The organism is Bacillus sp. JH7 (assembly GCF_001563515.1).
In the GTDB taxonomy this organism is placed as follows: domain Bacteria; phylum Bacillota; class Bacilli; order Bacillales; family Bacillaceae_G; genus Bacillus_A; species Bacillus_A cereus.
The window spans coordinates 14,963-30,321 of sequence record NZ_LPUS01000035.1 but is presented as its reverse complement, the minus strand read 5'-3'; the positions used below and the strand labels follow the sequence as shown (position 1 = coordinate 30,321).

The following is a 15,359-nucleotide window of genomic DNA, read 5'->3' as shown; positions in this document are numbered from 1 at the left end:
AACACATCTCAAAAACTTTTTTAAAAATATTTTTAACATATAAAAAAGCACCCTGAGCCATCACTCTGGGTACCTCTCTATATGTTAAAAACTAAACGTCCTTATTATCCGCGACGCGCGCCACGGCCACCACGTTTAGACTCTGTGTTACGCTTTAAAGAAGTTAAACGATCTTCGCTATCTTTTAAGAAGCGTGCCATCTTTTGCTCAAATGTTTCTTTCGGAGCTCGGTCGTTACCGCCACCGCGATTATCTCTGTTGAAAGAGCGATTATTACGTTGTGGACGTCCAGAACGTTGTTGATCACCACCGCGTTGGTATTCACCGCGTGGACGATCTCCTTCTGTTTTTTCACGTTCTTTCGCTTTTTTGATAGATAAACCAATCTTTCCATCTTTTTCAACATTAATAACTTTTACTTCTACTTGGTCGCCCACTTTTAAGTGATCGTTAATATCTTTTACATAGTTATCAGCAACTTCACTAATATGAACAAGACCCGTTAAGCCCTCTGGCAGCTCCACAAAAGCCCCAAAATTTGTAATACCTGTTACTTTACCCTGTAACTTGCTGCCTACCTCGATTGACATAAAAAAAATGCTCCTCCTTAGTGGTTAAAAAGTCAAATTTTACTTTATTATATATAATCCTAAAATATAGTGTCAATAAGACATACTCTACTTAGAAACAGGAAAAATTATCTCCCCTTTACCAGAGAAGAAATAATCCCTTCTAGCAATCTTTAATACGTACTCTTCATCATTTAACTTTTGAACTTCGTCTTTTAGACTTTTTTCTTTATTCGTTAATGAATCCAGTTCTTTTTTCATGTCCTTAACTTTTGCTTCTTTTGCTTTAATGGAACTGTTTTGTTGATAAAACGTTACACCAATACTCGCAATAATTGTAAAAGTAAAGACAAGAAAAACCGCTAAACGGCGATAAAGTCGCTTCCTGTTCTCATCCGTTTGTATTATATGCTCTTTAACAGGATTTGGACTCTGTTTTTCGATTGTTCTTTGTCTCAGTTCCCTCATTTCCGAGGTCCCCCTAACTTCTTTTTTATATGCTCCCATAGTTGGAAGATATGTCCCTTCAATTTTGCTATATATTGCAGGAACCCTATATGTTTCACTATAAAAAGTTTAACACGATTAGGGAGAAGTTTCCATATGAGCGAAGCAATAAATCGAACAGGCCAGAAAAAAACTTTCCATATGAAAAGTAATATCCAAATCACCATTTTCCATAACACATGTCCAATTGAAAGCAGTATACGAAATAAGAATAATATAAATGCAATAAATAGCTGCGCTATAATAATAACAGGTTTTATCATGAGTAGCTGTATAATTCGAACAAAAAAATATGTTGTTTGCATAAAAATATAGATGAGAAAATTTAACAGCTTCATGTATAGTGCCTTCAGTAAGCTTTGATATGCCGCAAAACCACATAATAATGCCAAAAACACATATATACGTAGCTCAGCTTCATTTACGAGAAGCAATACATAAAAGACGGATAATGCTTGGACAATCCAAAATAATATATCATGTATAAATACAAGCCAACGTTTACGTTCTTGGCGCTTTAAAAAACGTTGATATGTATCTAAAGACGCTCCAATCCAAGCACCCATTCCAATCATTGAAAGCATTGTATACAACTGAATTGTTAAGCTCATTTAAACAACTTACTAAAGAAACCTTTAGTTTTTTCCCCTTGATTTTCATCAATATACAGCATCTCATTAACTTTCCCTTTAATCGACACAATACCTTTTTCCACATCTAAATTTTTCATTTGTAAATTTTGACCACGAATTGTTAAAAAACCCATTACGGTCTCTAGTAAAAACTCTTCGCTATCAAAACTCTCTACCTGCTTCACACCGGTAATATCAATTATACGCCTGCCACGCATAATAATGTCATGCTCTACAGAAACATTTTGTTGATTAGAAGACGTAGGTGAGTAACCATTATTCACGTAAATCCCCCCATAGGTTTTTACTAGCTAATAGTAATGTATGAGGGGATAAATGATTTTAGAACAAGCCTTCTTCCGCTTTTACTTTTTCTTCACGAACTAAGCTATACATATTTGCTGCATCTTCTTTTTTAGTTGTTTCTTTTAATTCATTTATTTTCACAGTCACTATTTTTTGACCAAAACGAATTGTTAATTCGTCAGCTACTTTCACATCAGAACTTGCTTTTGCCACTTGACCATTAATAGATATTCTTCCTTGATCAGCTACTTCTTTCGCTAATGTTCTTCTTTTAATTAAACGTGATACTTTTAAAAACTTATCTAGACGCATATCAAATCCCCCTATTAACGCTCTGTCTGTTTCGCTTCTTCCCATAAAACATCTAACTGTTCTAATGATAAATCTTTCATCTCTTTATTCATTTCAGCTACTTTTGCCTCCATGTATAAAAAACGACCAGTAAATTTCTCATTAGTTGAACGTAACGCCTCTTCTGGATCTATTTTGTAATGACGAGCTATATTAACAAATGCAAATAGTAAATCACCAAACTCACCCAGCATCTTTTTCTCATCCATATTTGTAACCTCTTGTTGGAACTCTTGCCATTCTTCCAAAGCTTTCTCTATCATCGGTTGCACATCAACCCAATCAAATCCAACCTTACCAGCTTTCTTCTGAATTTCATAGGCGCGTAGTAACTGCGGCAAACTTTTGGGAACACCATTTAAAACAGATTCTTTCACGAATCCTTTTTCTTGTTTTTTAATTTCTTCCCAATTTGCAATCACTTCATCAGCGCTGTTTACATCCGTATTTCCAAACACATGCGGATGGCGACGAACCATTTTCTCAGATAGAGTTCGAATGATATCATCTATAGAGAACCAACCTTCATCTTCTCCGATTTGAGCATGAAGCATAACTTGTAATAATATATCACCTAATTCTTCTACTAAGTGATCATCATCCTCTTCATCGATTGCTTCCAACACTTCATAAGCTTCCTCAATTAAATATTTCTTTAATGATTGATGTGTTTGCTTTTTATCCCACGGACAACCATTTGGACCACGAAGTTCCGCAATAATTTCTCTAAGAACATCAAACTGTTGATACAAGGACGCACGCTCCTGAACTGGCGGCACGTACACACTCGTTAAATTATTCAATTCCGTTTCATGATCTAACATGTACAACGGTACCTTCTTTACTTGTTCAAATGAAGTTCCTGCAGCTGTTACGATATACACTTCATAATCATCTGGTAACATCTCCATTAATGTTAATTTCACATCAGATGCAACGAATGCATCATATACTTGGCAAAAGATTAAATGTTGACGCAGTTCTAATTGCCCTCTTTCAAATGATGTAGCATCAAGTAATTGGAATCCTTCAATCGGATCAATCTTTAGACTTGCAAACATAGGATCAAGGAAACTTTGTCCACCCTCAATTCGCACTTCAACATTTGAAACTTCTCCTTTTTCCAACAGTAGCTGAACTGTTCTTTCTGCTACAAGTGGATGCCCGGGAACAGCATAGATAATTTCTGTACCTTCAGCTTGTTCTAGCAATTTATTCGCAATTGTTTCATATACAATTTCAAACGTATCATGTGCTTCATATACAGCATCAAAAGACGTATATTGTACGCCTTCTTTCTCCAATTCTTCTATAACTGGATGTTCTTTCGTTCTAACAAACAGATGGTCTGCTTCTTTTATTTTTCGATATACACCCATCGTTAGCTGATCTAATTCACCAGCTCCTAAACCTAAAATAGTAATGATTCCACTCACAACCAGTCACCTCTATCCACTCTTCTTCAATGAACCTTCTTTTTTCTCTTGTTTCATAACGGTTCCTAATTCTTTTTTTGTAAATACACGTAATTTCAAAATAAAAAACATATATGTCAATCCGCCAATGGCTACACCTAACAACGCTTCAAGTGTCGCGCTTCCTCTATGTTCCGTATCAATTACTAATCCAGACATCTGTAACACACGTGTGAATATCATTAATACAAATCCCATACAGATACCACTAATTACTATCCCTAACATATTTCGCTTATTGATAAGTGACCCTGATACAGCTCTCGTAAGCAACAAAGTATTTAGTCCAGAGATTATAATTAACGCACATAAAGTCGCAAAGGCTGCACCTTTCACACCCAAATAAGGCATGAATATATAATTTAACGCTAACTTTAAGCAACCTCCAAATACAACAAATAATGCTGGCTTAAACGTTTGCCCCAATCCTTGTAAAATAGAAGCTGTCGTAATTGACAATGAACTAAATAAAATAGATAACGATAAAATAGATAAAACATCTGATCCATCACTGTTTTCAAACAACATAATATTCGTAGGTTGAATAATACAAGTTAGTCCAATAGCTGCTGCAAGTCCAATAACACATGTTATTTTCACTGCTAACTTTACCTTTTCTTGAATAAAGGAAAGATCTCCTCTTTCCTTCGCCGCTGTAATAATCGGAATAAGTGACAACGAGAAAGAAGTCGTCACAACAGTACCTAATTGCATTAGCGGAATACTTCTATCATAAACACCCTTTAATACCTTTGCATTTTCAGCCTGTTCTCCCACACCAATAAGTAAGCTGTAAAAGGACACTGAATCAGCCATCTGTATAAAAATAAGCACTAAATTACTAACACAAATCGCTAACCCCTGCCAAAAAAGGATTTTAACTATCTTCCTTTTACCCTTAATTCTCGCTGCACTTTTGAAGAATATAGAACGAAAATCTTGACGCATATACAATATAAGTACAATAATCCCAATAAGACCACCCGCAATTGAGCCTAACATAGCCCCTGCACCAACTGTATATAAATCAAATCCGTGAGCAATTAGGAATAGCGATAAAAATACAATAATAGAAACTCGAATTGTTTGTTCTATTACTTGCGAAACAGCCGTTGGCATCATATTATTAAATCCTTGAAAATACCCTCTTGCTACAGACAAAAATGGCATCAATAAGAATGAAAATGAAATAACACGTAGTAACTTATCTAAGTGTATATCGCCCATAGCTACCGCAATTGTTTCGGCCCCAAAAAACAATGTAAAGAAGCCTATAAAACCAATTCCTAATAAGAACCAAAAAGATACACAAATAATTTCTTCTGCTTCTTTTTGTTTTCCCCGCTCTAATCGTTCTGCAACCATTTTCGAAATGATAACAGGAAATCCATAAGTAGCTAAAATTAAACAAAATCCATAAAACGGGTAAATTTGTTGGTAAATATAAAACCCAATATCCCCCGCTATATTTTGATATGGAATACGGTAAAAAGCGCTTAATACTTTTGTAACGAAACTTGCAATCGTTAATATAATAGCCCCACGCCAAAAGGCTTGATACTTCTTCGCTTCCATACAAGAAAACTCCTTTTTCTATTCTCACCTCTCGTATTATATCATAAAGAAAAGAACAAACTCCCTTCCCAACACGGGTAATAATGAGTTCCTACACGTTAAAAATATTCAACGAAAAAAGGTAGCAAAGTGCTACCTTCATTCAATATACATATATCTCCAAATAATTGATTTCTCAAAAAGAAAGATCATAATTAGGAAAGATTGCTACTTCTAAAATCAATATACCCTTACTGTTCCATTTGTTTCGCTAAGAAACTGGCAGCAGTATTAACCGCTTTATGCTCGATCTCGCTTATAATAGCTTCTTTTGAAAAAATAATGACGGCTCCAATCGGATCTCCGTTTGCAACAATTGGTCCAACTGTATAAGAATGAACCTTTTCTGTTACACCATCAATAATGGAAATATCACTTTCATCCGTCATAATAACAGACTTTCGTTCTTCCATCGTTTTTTCAATTAAATCGCCAACACTTTTATTTAAGTATTCTTTTTTCGATACACCTGATACTGCGATGATAGAATCTCGATCACACACAAGCACATTATGTCCTAAGCTGTCATATAAAGCATCAGCATATTCTTTTGCAAAATCACCTAGCTCACTAATTGGAGAATACTTCTTTAAAATTACCTCTCCATCGCGATCAACAAATATTTCTAGTGGGTCTCCTTCTCGAATACGTAAAGTTCTACGAATTTCCTTCGGGATTACGACCCTGCCTAAATCATCAATTCGACGTACGATTCCAGTTGCTTTCATTCTAATGCTGCCTCACTTTCTACTGATGATCAAAGTGGTGAATTTACCTGTTCATGTAAAAATCACCAACTGTTAGATATAGTATTTTACACATTAGTTCTTCTATGCACGTCGAATTGTATTTTTTTATCTTATTTTAGGCATTTATTACTTCTTTTTTTACATCTGGTAAGCCTTTTAATAAATTTTCAGCAATCGTTAACCACTTCGATGTCTCTAAGCCATTTGTTTTCATAACAATTTTCAATTGTGATCCTTCCATTCCTAAACCAATCATACGTCCAAAACTATTTCCGAGCATGAATAATTTTCCACCATCAATATTTTGACTTGCTTGTTCAGAAAACAGGAATGTTACTTCAAATTTATTCTGCTTAATTAATTCAATTTGTTCTTTCATTGCCAACACTTTAATATTTGCAATTTGTAATAAATAACCAACTTCTTGTGGATAATCGCCAAATCTATCGATCATTTCTTCCTGCAATTCTTCAATATCCTCAATTGCAGAAACACCTCTAAATTGTTTATACATCATAATTTTTTGCTTACTATCTGAAATATAAGCATCTGGTAAGTATGCATCTACCTCTAAGTCAATTTCAACATTAACTATATTTTCAGCCCCATCTGTTCCTCTACGCTGTTCAATTGCATCTTTTAACATTTGAGAATATAGATCAAATCCGACAGAATCAATAAATCCATGCTGTTCTGCCCCTAACAAATTACCTGCTCCACGAATAGATAAATCTCTCATCGCAATTTTGAAACCAGATCCAAGTTCCGTGAACTCTTTAATTGCTTGTAGACGCTTCTCTGCAACCTCTGACAGCACTTTGTCACGTTTATATGCAAAGTATGCATATGCAACACGATTAGAACGTCCAACACGCCCACGAAGCTGATACAACTGTGATAATCCCATACGATCTGCATCAAATACAATTAACGTATTTACATTCGGAATATCTACACCCGTCTCAATAATTGTTGTACTTACAAGAACATCATGCTGTCCTTCTAAAAATGATAGCATAACAGACTCTAATTCGCTTTCGTTCATTTTCCCATGTGCGTACGTTACGCGGGCATCTGGAACTAACATCGAAATTTCATCTGCTTTTCTTTCAATATCCTCTACACGGTTATATAGGAAGTAAACTTGACCACCTCTTGCAAGCTCTCGCTCTATCGCCTCTCGCATTAACGCTGGATTATACTCGACTACATACGTTTGGACTGGGAAACGATTTTCTGGTGGTGTCTCAATAACAGATAAGTCGCGCACACCAAGCATAGACATATGAAGCGTCCGCGGAATCGGAGTTGCCGTTAATGTTAATACGTCAACATTCGCCTTCAATTGTTTAATTTTTTCTTTATGTGTCACACCAAATCTTTGTTCTTCATCAATAATAAGAAGCCCTAAATCTTTATAAGTAACATCTTTAGATAAAATACGATGTGTTCCGATTACAATATCTACTGTTCCATCCTTTAAGCCCTTAATTGTTTCATTTTGTTGTTTCCTCGTACGGAATCTACTTAATAAGCCTATATTGATTGGATAATCTTGAAAACGCTCTCGAATTGTTTCATAGTGTTGCTGCGCAAGAATCGTTGTCGGTACTAAAATTGCAACTTGTTTTTCATCCATAATCGCTTTAAATGCCGCACGAATAGCCACTTCAGTCTTCCCATACCCTACATCACCACAAAGGAGCCTATCCATCGGGCGTCCGCGTTCCATATCTTTTTTAATCTCGTCAATAGAACGTAACTGATCCTCTGTCTCTTGGTATGGGAAAGATGATTCGAACTCTTGTTGTTCTGCCGTATCTGGCGTATATGCATAGCCTTTTGAAGCTTCGCGCTCAGCATATAGTTTAATTAGGTCATCCGCAATGTCTTGTACAGATTTTTCAACTTTCGTTTTAACCTTTTTCCAATCATTCCCACCTAATTTGTAAACTTTCGGATCCTTACCTTCAGATCCTACATATTTTTGAACTTGATCAATTTGTTCAATTGGAACGTATAGCTTATCATTACCTTGATATTTAATATTTAAATAATCTTTATGAACACCATTAATCTCTAATGTCTCAATACCTAAAAATTTACCTATACCATGATTTACATGAACTACATAATCTCCAACTTTTAATTCCGAATAACTTTTAATACGTTCAGCATTCGATAGCTTTTGTTTACGTTGTGATTTTTTAACTTTCTTATGAAAAAGCTCCTTTTCAGTAATGACAACAAGCTTTTGCATCGGCATTTCAAATCCTGCATGTAAATCACCTACAGCAATTTGTAACCTTCCAGGCAATAAAATATCTGTACCTTCTACAATATCTGCCTCAATATCATAATCACTTAAAATATGTTGTAATTTTTTCACACGTTCATCATCTGTTCCGAGTACAACAGTCGTAAAATGCCCTTCATTCCATCTATCAATTTCTGTTTTTAACAAATTCATCTGTCCATGGAAATCTTGCATTGTTTTACATGTTACATTAACAATGTTTTGCGGATGTGTGTGTGCGATATGACGCAAGAATAACGTTAAATATACAAAACTTCTTTTTTTATGATGAAGAAACCCCTCGAATGGGTGAGAGAAAGATAAATCTTGAATAATTGTTCCTTCACCAAGAAGTGATATATACCATTCCGCCTCTTCTGTTTCAAGATGTGATGCTGTTTCTTGAATACGGGAAATCTCATCTAAAATTACAACACCATCTTCTGGTAAATAATCTATCAGACTAGCAGGTTCTTTATAGAAAATAGATAAGTATTTAAACATCTGTTCTATACTTTGCCCGTTTTTCAACATCTCAATTTCATGACTTACCGTCTCAAGCACTTTAGTCTTTAGTTTATCATCAGAAAGTTTTTGCATCGTCTTAGTCAAGCCTTCTTCAAGATGCTGAATTCCTGATTTTAATTCTTCCTGTGAAAATAAAAACTCTGTTGCCGGACCAAACCTAACGTTTTCTTTTTTACCTTGAGAACGCTGTTCATCCACATCAAATAATCGAATAGAATCGACTTCTGTATCAAAGAATTCAATACGAAATGGTAGTTCTTCAGTTAAAGGATAAATATCTAATATTCCCCCACGCAAACTGAACTCCCCTGGAGCTTCTACCATCGACTTACGTTCATAGCCAATATGATGTAAAGTATGCAAGAGCGCATCTAAATCAATCTCTTGCCCTAGATTGATTTCAACTTGCTTTTGCTTCCACAATTCTTTTATTGGTAAAAATCTACGCAATCCTGCCACTGGCGCTACAATGATTCCATTCTCTCCCGCAGCCAAGCGATTTAACACTTCTATACGTTGCGCCTTCAATTCTGGACTTGCAACTCCAATTTCCGATGCTATCAGTTCATTCACTGGATATAACCACACATCTTTTTCACCAAGTAACGCCACTAAATCTTCATGTACTTTTTGTGCTTGGTATAAGTTATGTGTCACGATTAATTGTGATTTTTTTGTTTTTTTATATAAAGCCGCCATTAATAATGAACGAGAAGACGTTGCCATCCCTGATATAAGTTGTTCTTTTAACCCATCTTCTAACCCATTAATAACCGATTGTATCTCTTCATTTTTATAAAATTGCTCTAATAAACCTATCATTTTTAAAACTCCTCTCAACATAAAGAGCAAGTCATTCTATTTTATGCAAATATTTTGGAAAAGGAAAACAGAAAAATGCTTTGGACATGCCAAAGCGACAACATTTTATTGCAGAAATTTTTCATACTCATAATACTCAGGATAAGATGCGAGCGTTTCTTGACACGATTCACAAATCGTTTTTATATATATATTTCCATTCTCATGAAAATGAATCATTTCTACTACTTCTTGCTCCGTTAGTTGAAATAAAACGTCGCTATATACTTTTTCTGCGTTAATGGAGCCTACATTACCTCCGCAGTGTCTGCAATAATAATATCCTTCCATACTAGCCTCCTAAAAATTCAATTACTACTAGTATGGGTAAAACAAAAGAGAAATATTCCCAATCTCATTTTTAACTATTGAAAGTATTCATGATTTGAAGAAAAGGCTTATTTAGCCACTCTTCACATGCATCCGCTGCTTTTTCAATAGAATGGTTAACATCCGGAATCTCTTCAGATGTAAAGCGTCCTAATACATAATCGACTACCTTCATTCCATTTTTCGGGCGATCAATTCCCATACGGATACGTTGAAATTCTTGTGTTCCTAAGTGCGAAATCGTTGACTTTACACCATTATGTCCACCAGCACTACCTTTCATGCGAAGACGCAATTTACCTACAGGAATGTCTAAATCGTCGTACATAACAACGAAGTCCTCAACATCAATTTTATAATAATCCATAAGTGGACGAATACTTTCCCCAGATAAATTCATGTATGTTAGCGGCTTTAATAAGATTACCTTTTCTCCATTAACAAACCCTGCACCAAATACACCTTTAAATTTTTGTTCATTCAAAGAAATGTTCCAACGCTTCGCAAGTTCATCAATGGCCATAAATCCAATATTATGCCTTGTTAATTCATATTCTCTACCTGGGTTCCCAAGTCCTACTATCAATTTCATTCTTGTACCACTACTTTCTTTTTTCGATACGAAAAGACGTAACCAATTTTGGTTACGTCTCATTCTATCCAATTAATTGAATAATACACTCACAGATTCTTCTTCGTATACACGAATGATTGCTTCTCCGATTAATGGAGCAACTGAAAGTTCATGTACTTTGTCGATTTTCTTCTCTTCTGGTAATACGATAGAGTTCGTTACAACTAACTCTTTAATGTTTGAATTTTGAATACGCTCAATTGCTGGACCAGATAATACTGGGTGTGTACAGCAAGCATATACTTCAGAAGCACCGTTCTCAACAAGAGCGTTTGCTGCTAATGTAATTGTACCAGCTGTATCAATGATGTCATCAATTAAAATCGCTGTTTTGCCTTCAATATTACCGATAATGTTCATTACCTCTGAAACGTTCGGGCGAGGACGACGCTTATCAATAATAGCGATTGGCGCTTTTAGACGATCTGCCATTTTTCTCGCACGAGTTACACCACCATGATCAGGAGACACGATTACGATATCTTTAAGACCTTTTGTTTCAAAGTAATCAGAAAGAATCGGTACACCCATTAAGTGGTCGATTGGGATATCAAAGAACCCTTGAATTTGTGGAGCATGTAAATCTAGAGTGATTACACGAGTTGCACCTGCTGTTTCAAGCAAGTTTGCTACAAGTTTCGATGTAATTGGTTCACGAGAACGCGCTTTACGGTCTTGACGCGCATAACCATAGTAAGGAATAACAATATTAATTGTTTTCGCAGATGCACGTTTTAATGCATCGATCATAATAAGTAATTCCATGATATGTTCGTTTACTGGGAAGCTTGTAGATTGAATAATGAATACATCGCAACCACGGATACTTTCTTCAATGTTAATTTGAACTTCTCCATCACTAAAACGATCAACAGAACATTTTCCTAGTCCTACTCCAATATGCTTTGCAATCTGCTCAGCAAGTTCCTTATTAGAGTTTAAAGAGAATACTTTCAAATTAGAATTTAGATATTGAGTCGACATCTAGATTAACCCTCCACATTATTATGATTTTTTCTTATTCAGCAATTGATCAACATAGTCTTCTTTGTTAACTTGACGTGCACGTGCTACCGATAATGCTTTTGATGGAACATTCTCTGTAATTGTAGAGCCTGCCGCCACATAAGCACCATCTTCAACTGTTACTGGAGCAACAAGGTTTGAATTACATCCAATAAATACCCCATTACCAATCACAGTTTTGAATTTATTCTTACCGTCATAGTTCACCGTAATTGAACCACAACCAAGATTCACGTCTTCTCCAACTTGTGCATCCCCGATATAACTCAAGTGTGAAGCTTTACTTCTATTACCAAAGACAGTTTTTTTGATTTCCACGAAGTTTCCAACGCGTACTTCGTCTCCAATAACTGAATCTGGGCGAATATGTGCAAATGGACCAACCGATACTTCTGTACCAAGCTTACTATCATGTACAGTAGATTGTCGAATTGTCGTACGATCTCCAATTTCACTATCGCGAATTACTGTATGCGGTCCAATTTCACAATCAGAACCAATTACAGTGTTCCCCTCAATAATTGTTCCTGGATGAAGAACTGTATCGCTACCGATAATTGCATCAGCAGAAATATAAGTGTTACTTGGATCAATAATTGTAACACCATTTACCATGTTCTTTCGGTTGATACGGTTTTTCATAATAATTTCCGCTTGCGATAGAGCGACTCTGTCGTTAACACCTAACGTTTCATCGAACTGCTCTGTTTGATAAGCTGATACGATATGACCTTCATTTTTTAAAATCTCAATAACATCTGGAAGGTAATATTCACCTTGCACGTTATCATTTGAAACTTTAGAAAGTGAAGCAAATAAAGCCTTATTATCAAAACAATACGTACCTGTATTGATTTCTTTAATAGCTAATTCTTTCTCATTTGCATCTTTATGCTCAACAATCTTTTCAACATGACCATTCTCATTACGAACAATACGGCCATATCCAGCAGGCTCTTCTATGTATGCTGTTAGCACCGTCGCCATTGCTCCTGCTTCTTTATGTTGCTGAAGTAATGCTTCCATTGTTTCAGCAGTTATTAGAGGCGTATCACCACAAATAACTAAAGTTGTTCCTTCTTCATTTGCAAGTACACTTGCAGCTTGATCTACAGCATGTGCTGTACCAAGTTGTTCTGCTTGTAATGCAAATTCACTTACGTTCCCTAGCTGTTCTTGTACCATTTCAGCACCATGTCCAACAACCGTTACAAGTTTCTGCAATCCTAATTGAGATACTTGATCGACTACGTGTTGTACCATAGGTTTTCCACATACAGGATGCAGCACTTTGTATAGCTTAGACTTCATACGTGTGCCTTTACCTGCAGCTAGAATCACTGCAAATCTGTTTGACATATAGACCCTCCATCGCAACCTATTTATCCATTAAAGATATTATCCTAAATCATCATATATTTCAAGAAACACATTTTAACTATTAAATTTTACCATAATTCTTATAAGATGTTTTACTCTTTAGTATCTTTTTTAAGAAATAAGCTATACTATTTAAAATGATTTTGAAAAAATTAGTAGTTTCTTCTTTTTATGTTAATAAATTATGAAGTTTCCAAATATAAAACAAAAAAAACAAACCCCTGTAAATGCTTACAGGAGTTTGCTACAAAATTATAAGGCTTTTTGTCAAAAGCCCTTTTCATTCGAATTTTACGAAGCACCTGCTTCTTCAAACTCAACCTCTTCTAACTCGCCTAAACGATGATACTCTGTTAAAACCGCATCTTGAATTTTAGAGCGTGTACCAGAATTAATTGGATGTGCAATGTCACGGAACTCTCCATCTGGAGTACGTTTACTTGGCATTGCTACAAATAATCCATTATTACCATCAATTACACGAATATCATGAACAACAAATTCATGGTCTAGAGTAATAGAGGCAATTGCTCTCATGCGGCCTTCTGTGTTTACGCGGCGTAATCTTACGTCAGTCACTTCCATCTTGTGTTCACCACCCTTTTCTAAATAAGCGATATATTTGTATAAATTCCACAAATTTTCTATTTTCCCTTTAATTTTTTAAAAATTTTTAAGATAAAAATTTTTAAAGTAGTTGAATATAGAGATTAGTGGAGGTTATCGCTTACAAAAGGTTACTTAACTAGGGCGATTACTTCAATTTCAACGGAAACATCTTTCGGTAATTTTGCTACTTGCACACAAGATCGAGCTGGTTTATGAGTAGAGAAATAAGAGCTATACACTTCATTCACAGCATTAAAATCATCCATGTCCTTTAAAAATACTGTTGTTTTTACGACTGTATCAAATGAAGCACCTGCTTCCTCTAATACCGCTTGTAAATTTTGAAATACTTGTTCTGTTTGTACTGTTACATCTCCTGTTACAAGCTCCCCATTTGCCATCAATGGAATTTGTCCTGAGCTATAGAACATGTTATTTACAATAATCCCCTGTGAATAAGGTCCAATTGCTTGTGGTGCCTTGCTTGTTTGAACAACTTTCATACTTTTCACCCTTTTATTATTTATTTTACTCTTTAAAAATAGTGTACGAAAGGCAGTTTGTCCATCTATTTTATAATCTATAAATAAAATAAAAAAGATAGAGCTATCTGCTCTATCTTTTATTCCGCCTCTACAAGCCCTTCATCAAATGGTGCAAGAGAATAATTCCCTTTTTCCACTTGAATCGTTTTTTCTTTCACATCAACTTCCGATAGACGAATTAATGATACAAAATTATTAATTAGTCGTTCTTCAATATCTGTAGATTCTACTAATACACCGATACCAACAACATTAGCCTTGAATTCTTCTAGCATACTCATCATACCTTGAATTGTTCCGCCAGCTTTCATGAAGTCATCAATAATTAAAACATTCGACCCTTCTGGAAGACTGCGTTTTGCTAACGTCATTGTTTGAATTCGTTTAGAAGAACCCGACACATAGTTAATACTAACAGTCGGACCTTCTGTTACCTTATTATCTTTCCTTGCAATTACAACTGGTACATCTAAGTAATTTGCCACTGCATAAGCAAGTGGAATCCCCTTCGTTGCCACCGTCATAACTGCATCAATTGGTTGCCTAGCAAAAACAGAAGCAAACAAACGACCTGCGCCATTAATATGGCGAGGATTACTCAATAAATCTGTCATGTATAAGTAACCGCCAGGCAAAATACGATCTGGGTTTTCAAATAAGCCACAAAGCTCATCAATAATTAGATCTGCCTCTTCTTCACTTATATACGGTATATATTTCACTCCTCCTGCTGCTCCTGGTATCGTTTGCAATGTGCCGACCCCTTGTTGTTCAAACGTTTGCTTAATAATAACTAAATCTTCACTAATGGAAGACTTAGCCGATTGATACCTTTCAGCAAAAAAAGTGAGAGATACTAGCTGACGAGGGTTTTGTAGCAAGTAATAAGTCATATCGACTAATCTTGTACTTCTTCTAATTTTCATACTCTCACCTCAAATCACGAA

General features: G+C 35.5%; 16 protein-coding genes. All 16 read right to left on the bottom strand.

What is annotated here, in order from left to right; all coding sequences use genetic code 11:
• Nucleotides 1-104 precede the first annotated feature (104 nt).
• The 16 genes from AU379_RS28030 to purR all read right to left on the bottom strand — a co-directional run bounded on the left by AU379_RS28030 (nt 105) and on the right by purR (nt 15,338).
• Complete coding sequence (locus AU379_RS28030; protein WP_000021451.1) at nt 105-590, bottom strand: S1 domain-containing RNA-binding protein; 486 nt, start codon at nt 588-590, stop codon at nt 105-107.
• 87 nt (nt 591-677) lie between these two features.
• Nucleotides 678-1,037 (bottom strand): cell division protein DivIC, encoded by a 360-nt coding sequence (divIC, locus tag AU379_RS28025; RefSeq protein WP_001208738.1) that lies wholly within the window; start codon nt 1,035-1,037, stop codon nt 678-680.
• Nucleotides 1,034-1,687: a spore cortex biosynthesis protein YabQ gene (gene yabQ, locus AU379_RS28020; RefSeq protein WP_000059777.1), complete on the bottom strand. Its 654-nt coding sequence runs from the start codon at nt 1,685-1,687 to the stop codon at nt 1,034-1,036. Before yabQ ends, divIC begins: the two co-directional genes overlap by 4 nt.
• Nucleotides 1,684-1,992 carry a sporulation protein YabP gene (gene yabP, locus AU379_RS28015; RefSeq protein ID WP_001059104.1) on the bottom strand — a complete coding sequence of 103 codons (309 nt, stop codon included), beginning with the start codon at nt 1,990-1,992 and terminating at the stop codon, nt 1,684-1,686. Before yabP ends, yabQ begins: the two co-directional genes overlap by 4 nt.
• 58 nt (nt 1,993-2,050) lie before the next feature.
• Entirely contained in the window at nt 2,051-2,326 is a 276-nt protein-coding gene (locus AU379_RS28010) for an RNA-binding S4 domain-containing protein (RefSeq protein ID WP_001234876.1), read from the bottom strand.
• A gap of 14 nt (nt 2,327-2,340) precedes the next feature.
• Complete coding sequence (gene mazG, locus AU379_RS28005; protein ID WP_000014241.1) at nt 2,341-3,801, bottom strand: nucleoside triphosphate pyrophosphohydrolase; 1,461 nt, start codon at nt 3,799-3,801, stop codon at nt 2,341-2,343.
• Nucleotides 3,802-3,813: 12 nt separating this feature from the next.
• Complete coding sequence (locus AU379_RS28000) at nt 3,814-5,415, bottom strand: oligosaccharide flippase family protein (RefSeq protein WP_000387592.1); 1,602 nt, start codon at nt 5,413-5,415, stop codon at nt 3,814-3,816.
• Nucleotides 5,416-5,645: 230 nt separating this feature from the next.
• Complete coding sequence (gene spoVT, locus AU379_RS27995) at nt 5,646-6,182, bottom strand: stage V sporulation protein T (protein WP_000648302.1); 537 nt, start codon at nt 6,180-6,182, stop codon at nt 5,646-5,648.
• Between the two features lie 136 nt (nt 6,183-6,318).
• Nucleotides 6,319-9,849, bottom strand: coding sequence for a transcription-repair coupling factor (gene mfd, locus AU379_RS27990; RefSeq protein ID WP_000579678.1), 3,531 nt, complete (start codon nt 9,847-9,849; stop codon nt 6,319-6,321).
• 105 nt (nt 9,850-9,954) lie between these two features.
• Nucleotides 9,955-10,179, bottom strand: a complete 225-nt coding sequence (locus AU379_RS27985; protein WP_000399438.1) for an anti-sigma-F factor Fin family protein — start codon at nt 10,177-10,179, stop codon at nt 9,955-9,957.
• Nucleotides 10,180-10,249: 70 nt separating this feature from the next.
• A complete protein-coding gene (gene pth / locus AU379_RS27980; protein ID WP_000767702.1) occupies nt 10,250-10,810 on the bottom strand; it encodes an aminoacyl-tRNA hydrolase in 561 nt (186 codons plus the stop codon).
• Between the two features lie 72 nt (nt 10,811-10,882).
• Nucleotides 10,883-11,836, bottom strand: coding sequence for a ribose-phosphate diphosphokinase (locus AU379_RS27975; RefSeq protein WP_000107420.1), 954 nt, complete (start codon nt 11,834-11,836; stop codon nt 10,883-10,885).
• 21 nt (nt 11,837-11,857) lie between these two features.
• Nucleotides 11,858-13,237, bottom strand: a complete 1,380-nt coding sequence (gene glmU / locus AU379_RS27970) for a bifunctional UDP-N-acetylglucosamine diphosphorylase/glucosamine-1-phosphate N-acetyltransferase GlmU (protein ID WP_000071039.1) — start codon at nt 13,235-13,237, stop codon at nt 11,858-11,860.
• Between the two features lie 312 nt (nt 13,238-13,549).
• The gene (gene spoVG, locus AU379_RS27965; protein WP_000454041.1) at nt 13,550-13,843 is read right to left on the bottom strand and encodes a septation regulator SpoVG; all 294 of its coding nucleotides are present in this window, start codon (nt 13,841-13,843) and stop codon (nt 13,550-13,552) included.
• 152 nt (nt 13,844-13,995) lie between these two features.
• Nucleotides 13,996-14,370 (bottom strand): RidA family protein, encoded by a 375-nt coding sequence (locus tag AU379_RS27960; RefSeq protein ID WP_000869811.1) that lies wholly within the window; start codon nt 14,368-14,370, stop codon nt 13,996-13,998.
• 119 nt (nt 14,371-14,489) lie between these two features.
• On the bottom strand, nt 14,490-15,338 hold the full coding sequence (gene purR / locus AU379_RS27955; RefSeq protein WP_000702466.1) for a pur operon repressor: 849 nt from the start codon (nt 15,336-15,338) through the stop codon (nt 14,490-14,492).
• Nucleotides 15,339-15,359: the final 21 nt, after the last annotated feature.

Coding starts and splice junctions, on each gene's coding strand:
- AU379_RS28030 (WP_000021451.1), bottom strand. CDS start 590: ATGTCAATCGAGGTAGGCAGCAAGTTACAGGGTAAAGTAACAGGTATT.
- divIC (WP_001208738.1), bottom strand. CDS start 1,037: ATGAGGGAACTGAGACAAAGAACAATCGAAAAACAGAGTCCAAATCCT.
- yabQ (WP_000059777.1), bottom strand. CDS start 1,687: ATGAGCTTAACAATTCAGTTGTATACAATGCTTTCAATGATTGGAATG.
- AU379_RS28010 (WP_001234876.1), bottom strand. CDS start 2,326: ATGCGTCTAGATAAGTTTTTAAAAGTATCACGTTTAATTAAAAGAAGA.
- AU379_RS28000 (WP_000387592.1), bottom strand. CDS start 5,415: ATGGAAGCGAAGAAGTATCAAGCCTTTTGGCGTGGGGCTATTATATTA.
- spoVT (WP_000648302.1), bottom strand. CDS start 6,182: ATGAAAGCAACTGGAATCGTACGTCGAATTGATGATTTAGGCAGGGTC.
- mfd (WP_000579678.1), bottom strand. CDS start 9,849: ATGATAGGTTTATTAGAGCAATTTTATAAAAATGAAGAGATACAATCG.
- AU379_RS27985 (WP_000399438.1), bottom strand. CDS start 10,179: ATGGAAGGATATTATTATTGCAGACACTGCGGAGGTAATGTAGGCTCC.
- pth (WP_000767702.1), bottom strand. CDS start 10,810: ATGAAATTGATAGTAGGACTTGGGAACCCAGGTAGAGAATATGAATTA.
- AU379_RS27975 (WP_000107420.1), bottom strand. CDS start 11,836: ATGTCGACTCAATATCTAAATTCTAATTTGAAAGTATTCTCTTTAAAC.
- glmU (WP_000071039.1), bottom strand. CDS start 13,237: ATGTCAAACAGATTTGCAGTGATTCTAGCTGCAGGTAAAGGCACACGT.
- spoVG (WP_000454041.1), bottom strand. CDS start 13,843: ATGGAAGTGACTGACGTAAGATTACGCCGCGTAAACACAGAAGGCCGC.
- AU379_RS27960 (WP_000869811.1), bottom strand. CDS start 14,370: ATGAAAGTTGTTCAAACAAGCAAGGCACCACAAGCAATTGGACCTTAT.
- purR (WP_000702466.1), bottom strand. CDS start 15,338: ATGAAAATTAGAAGAAGTACAAGATTAGTCGATATGACTTATTACTTG.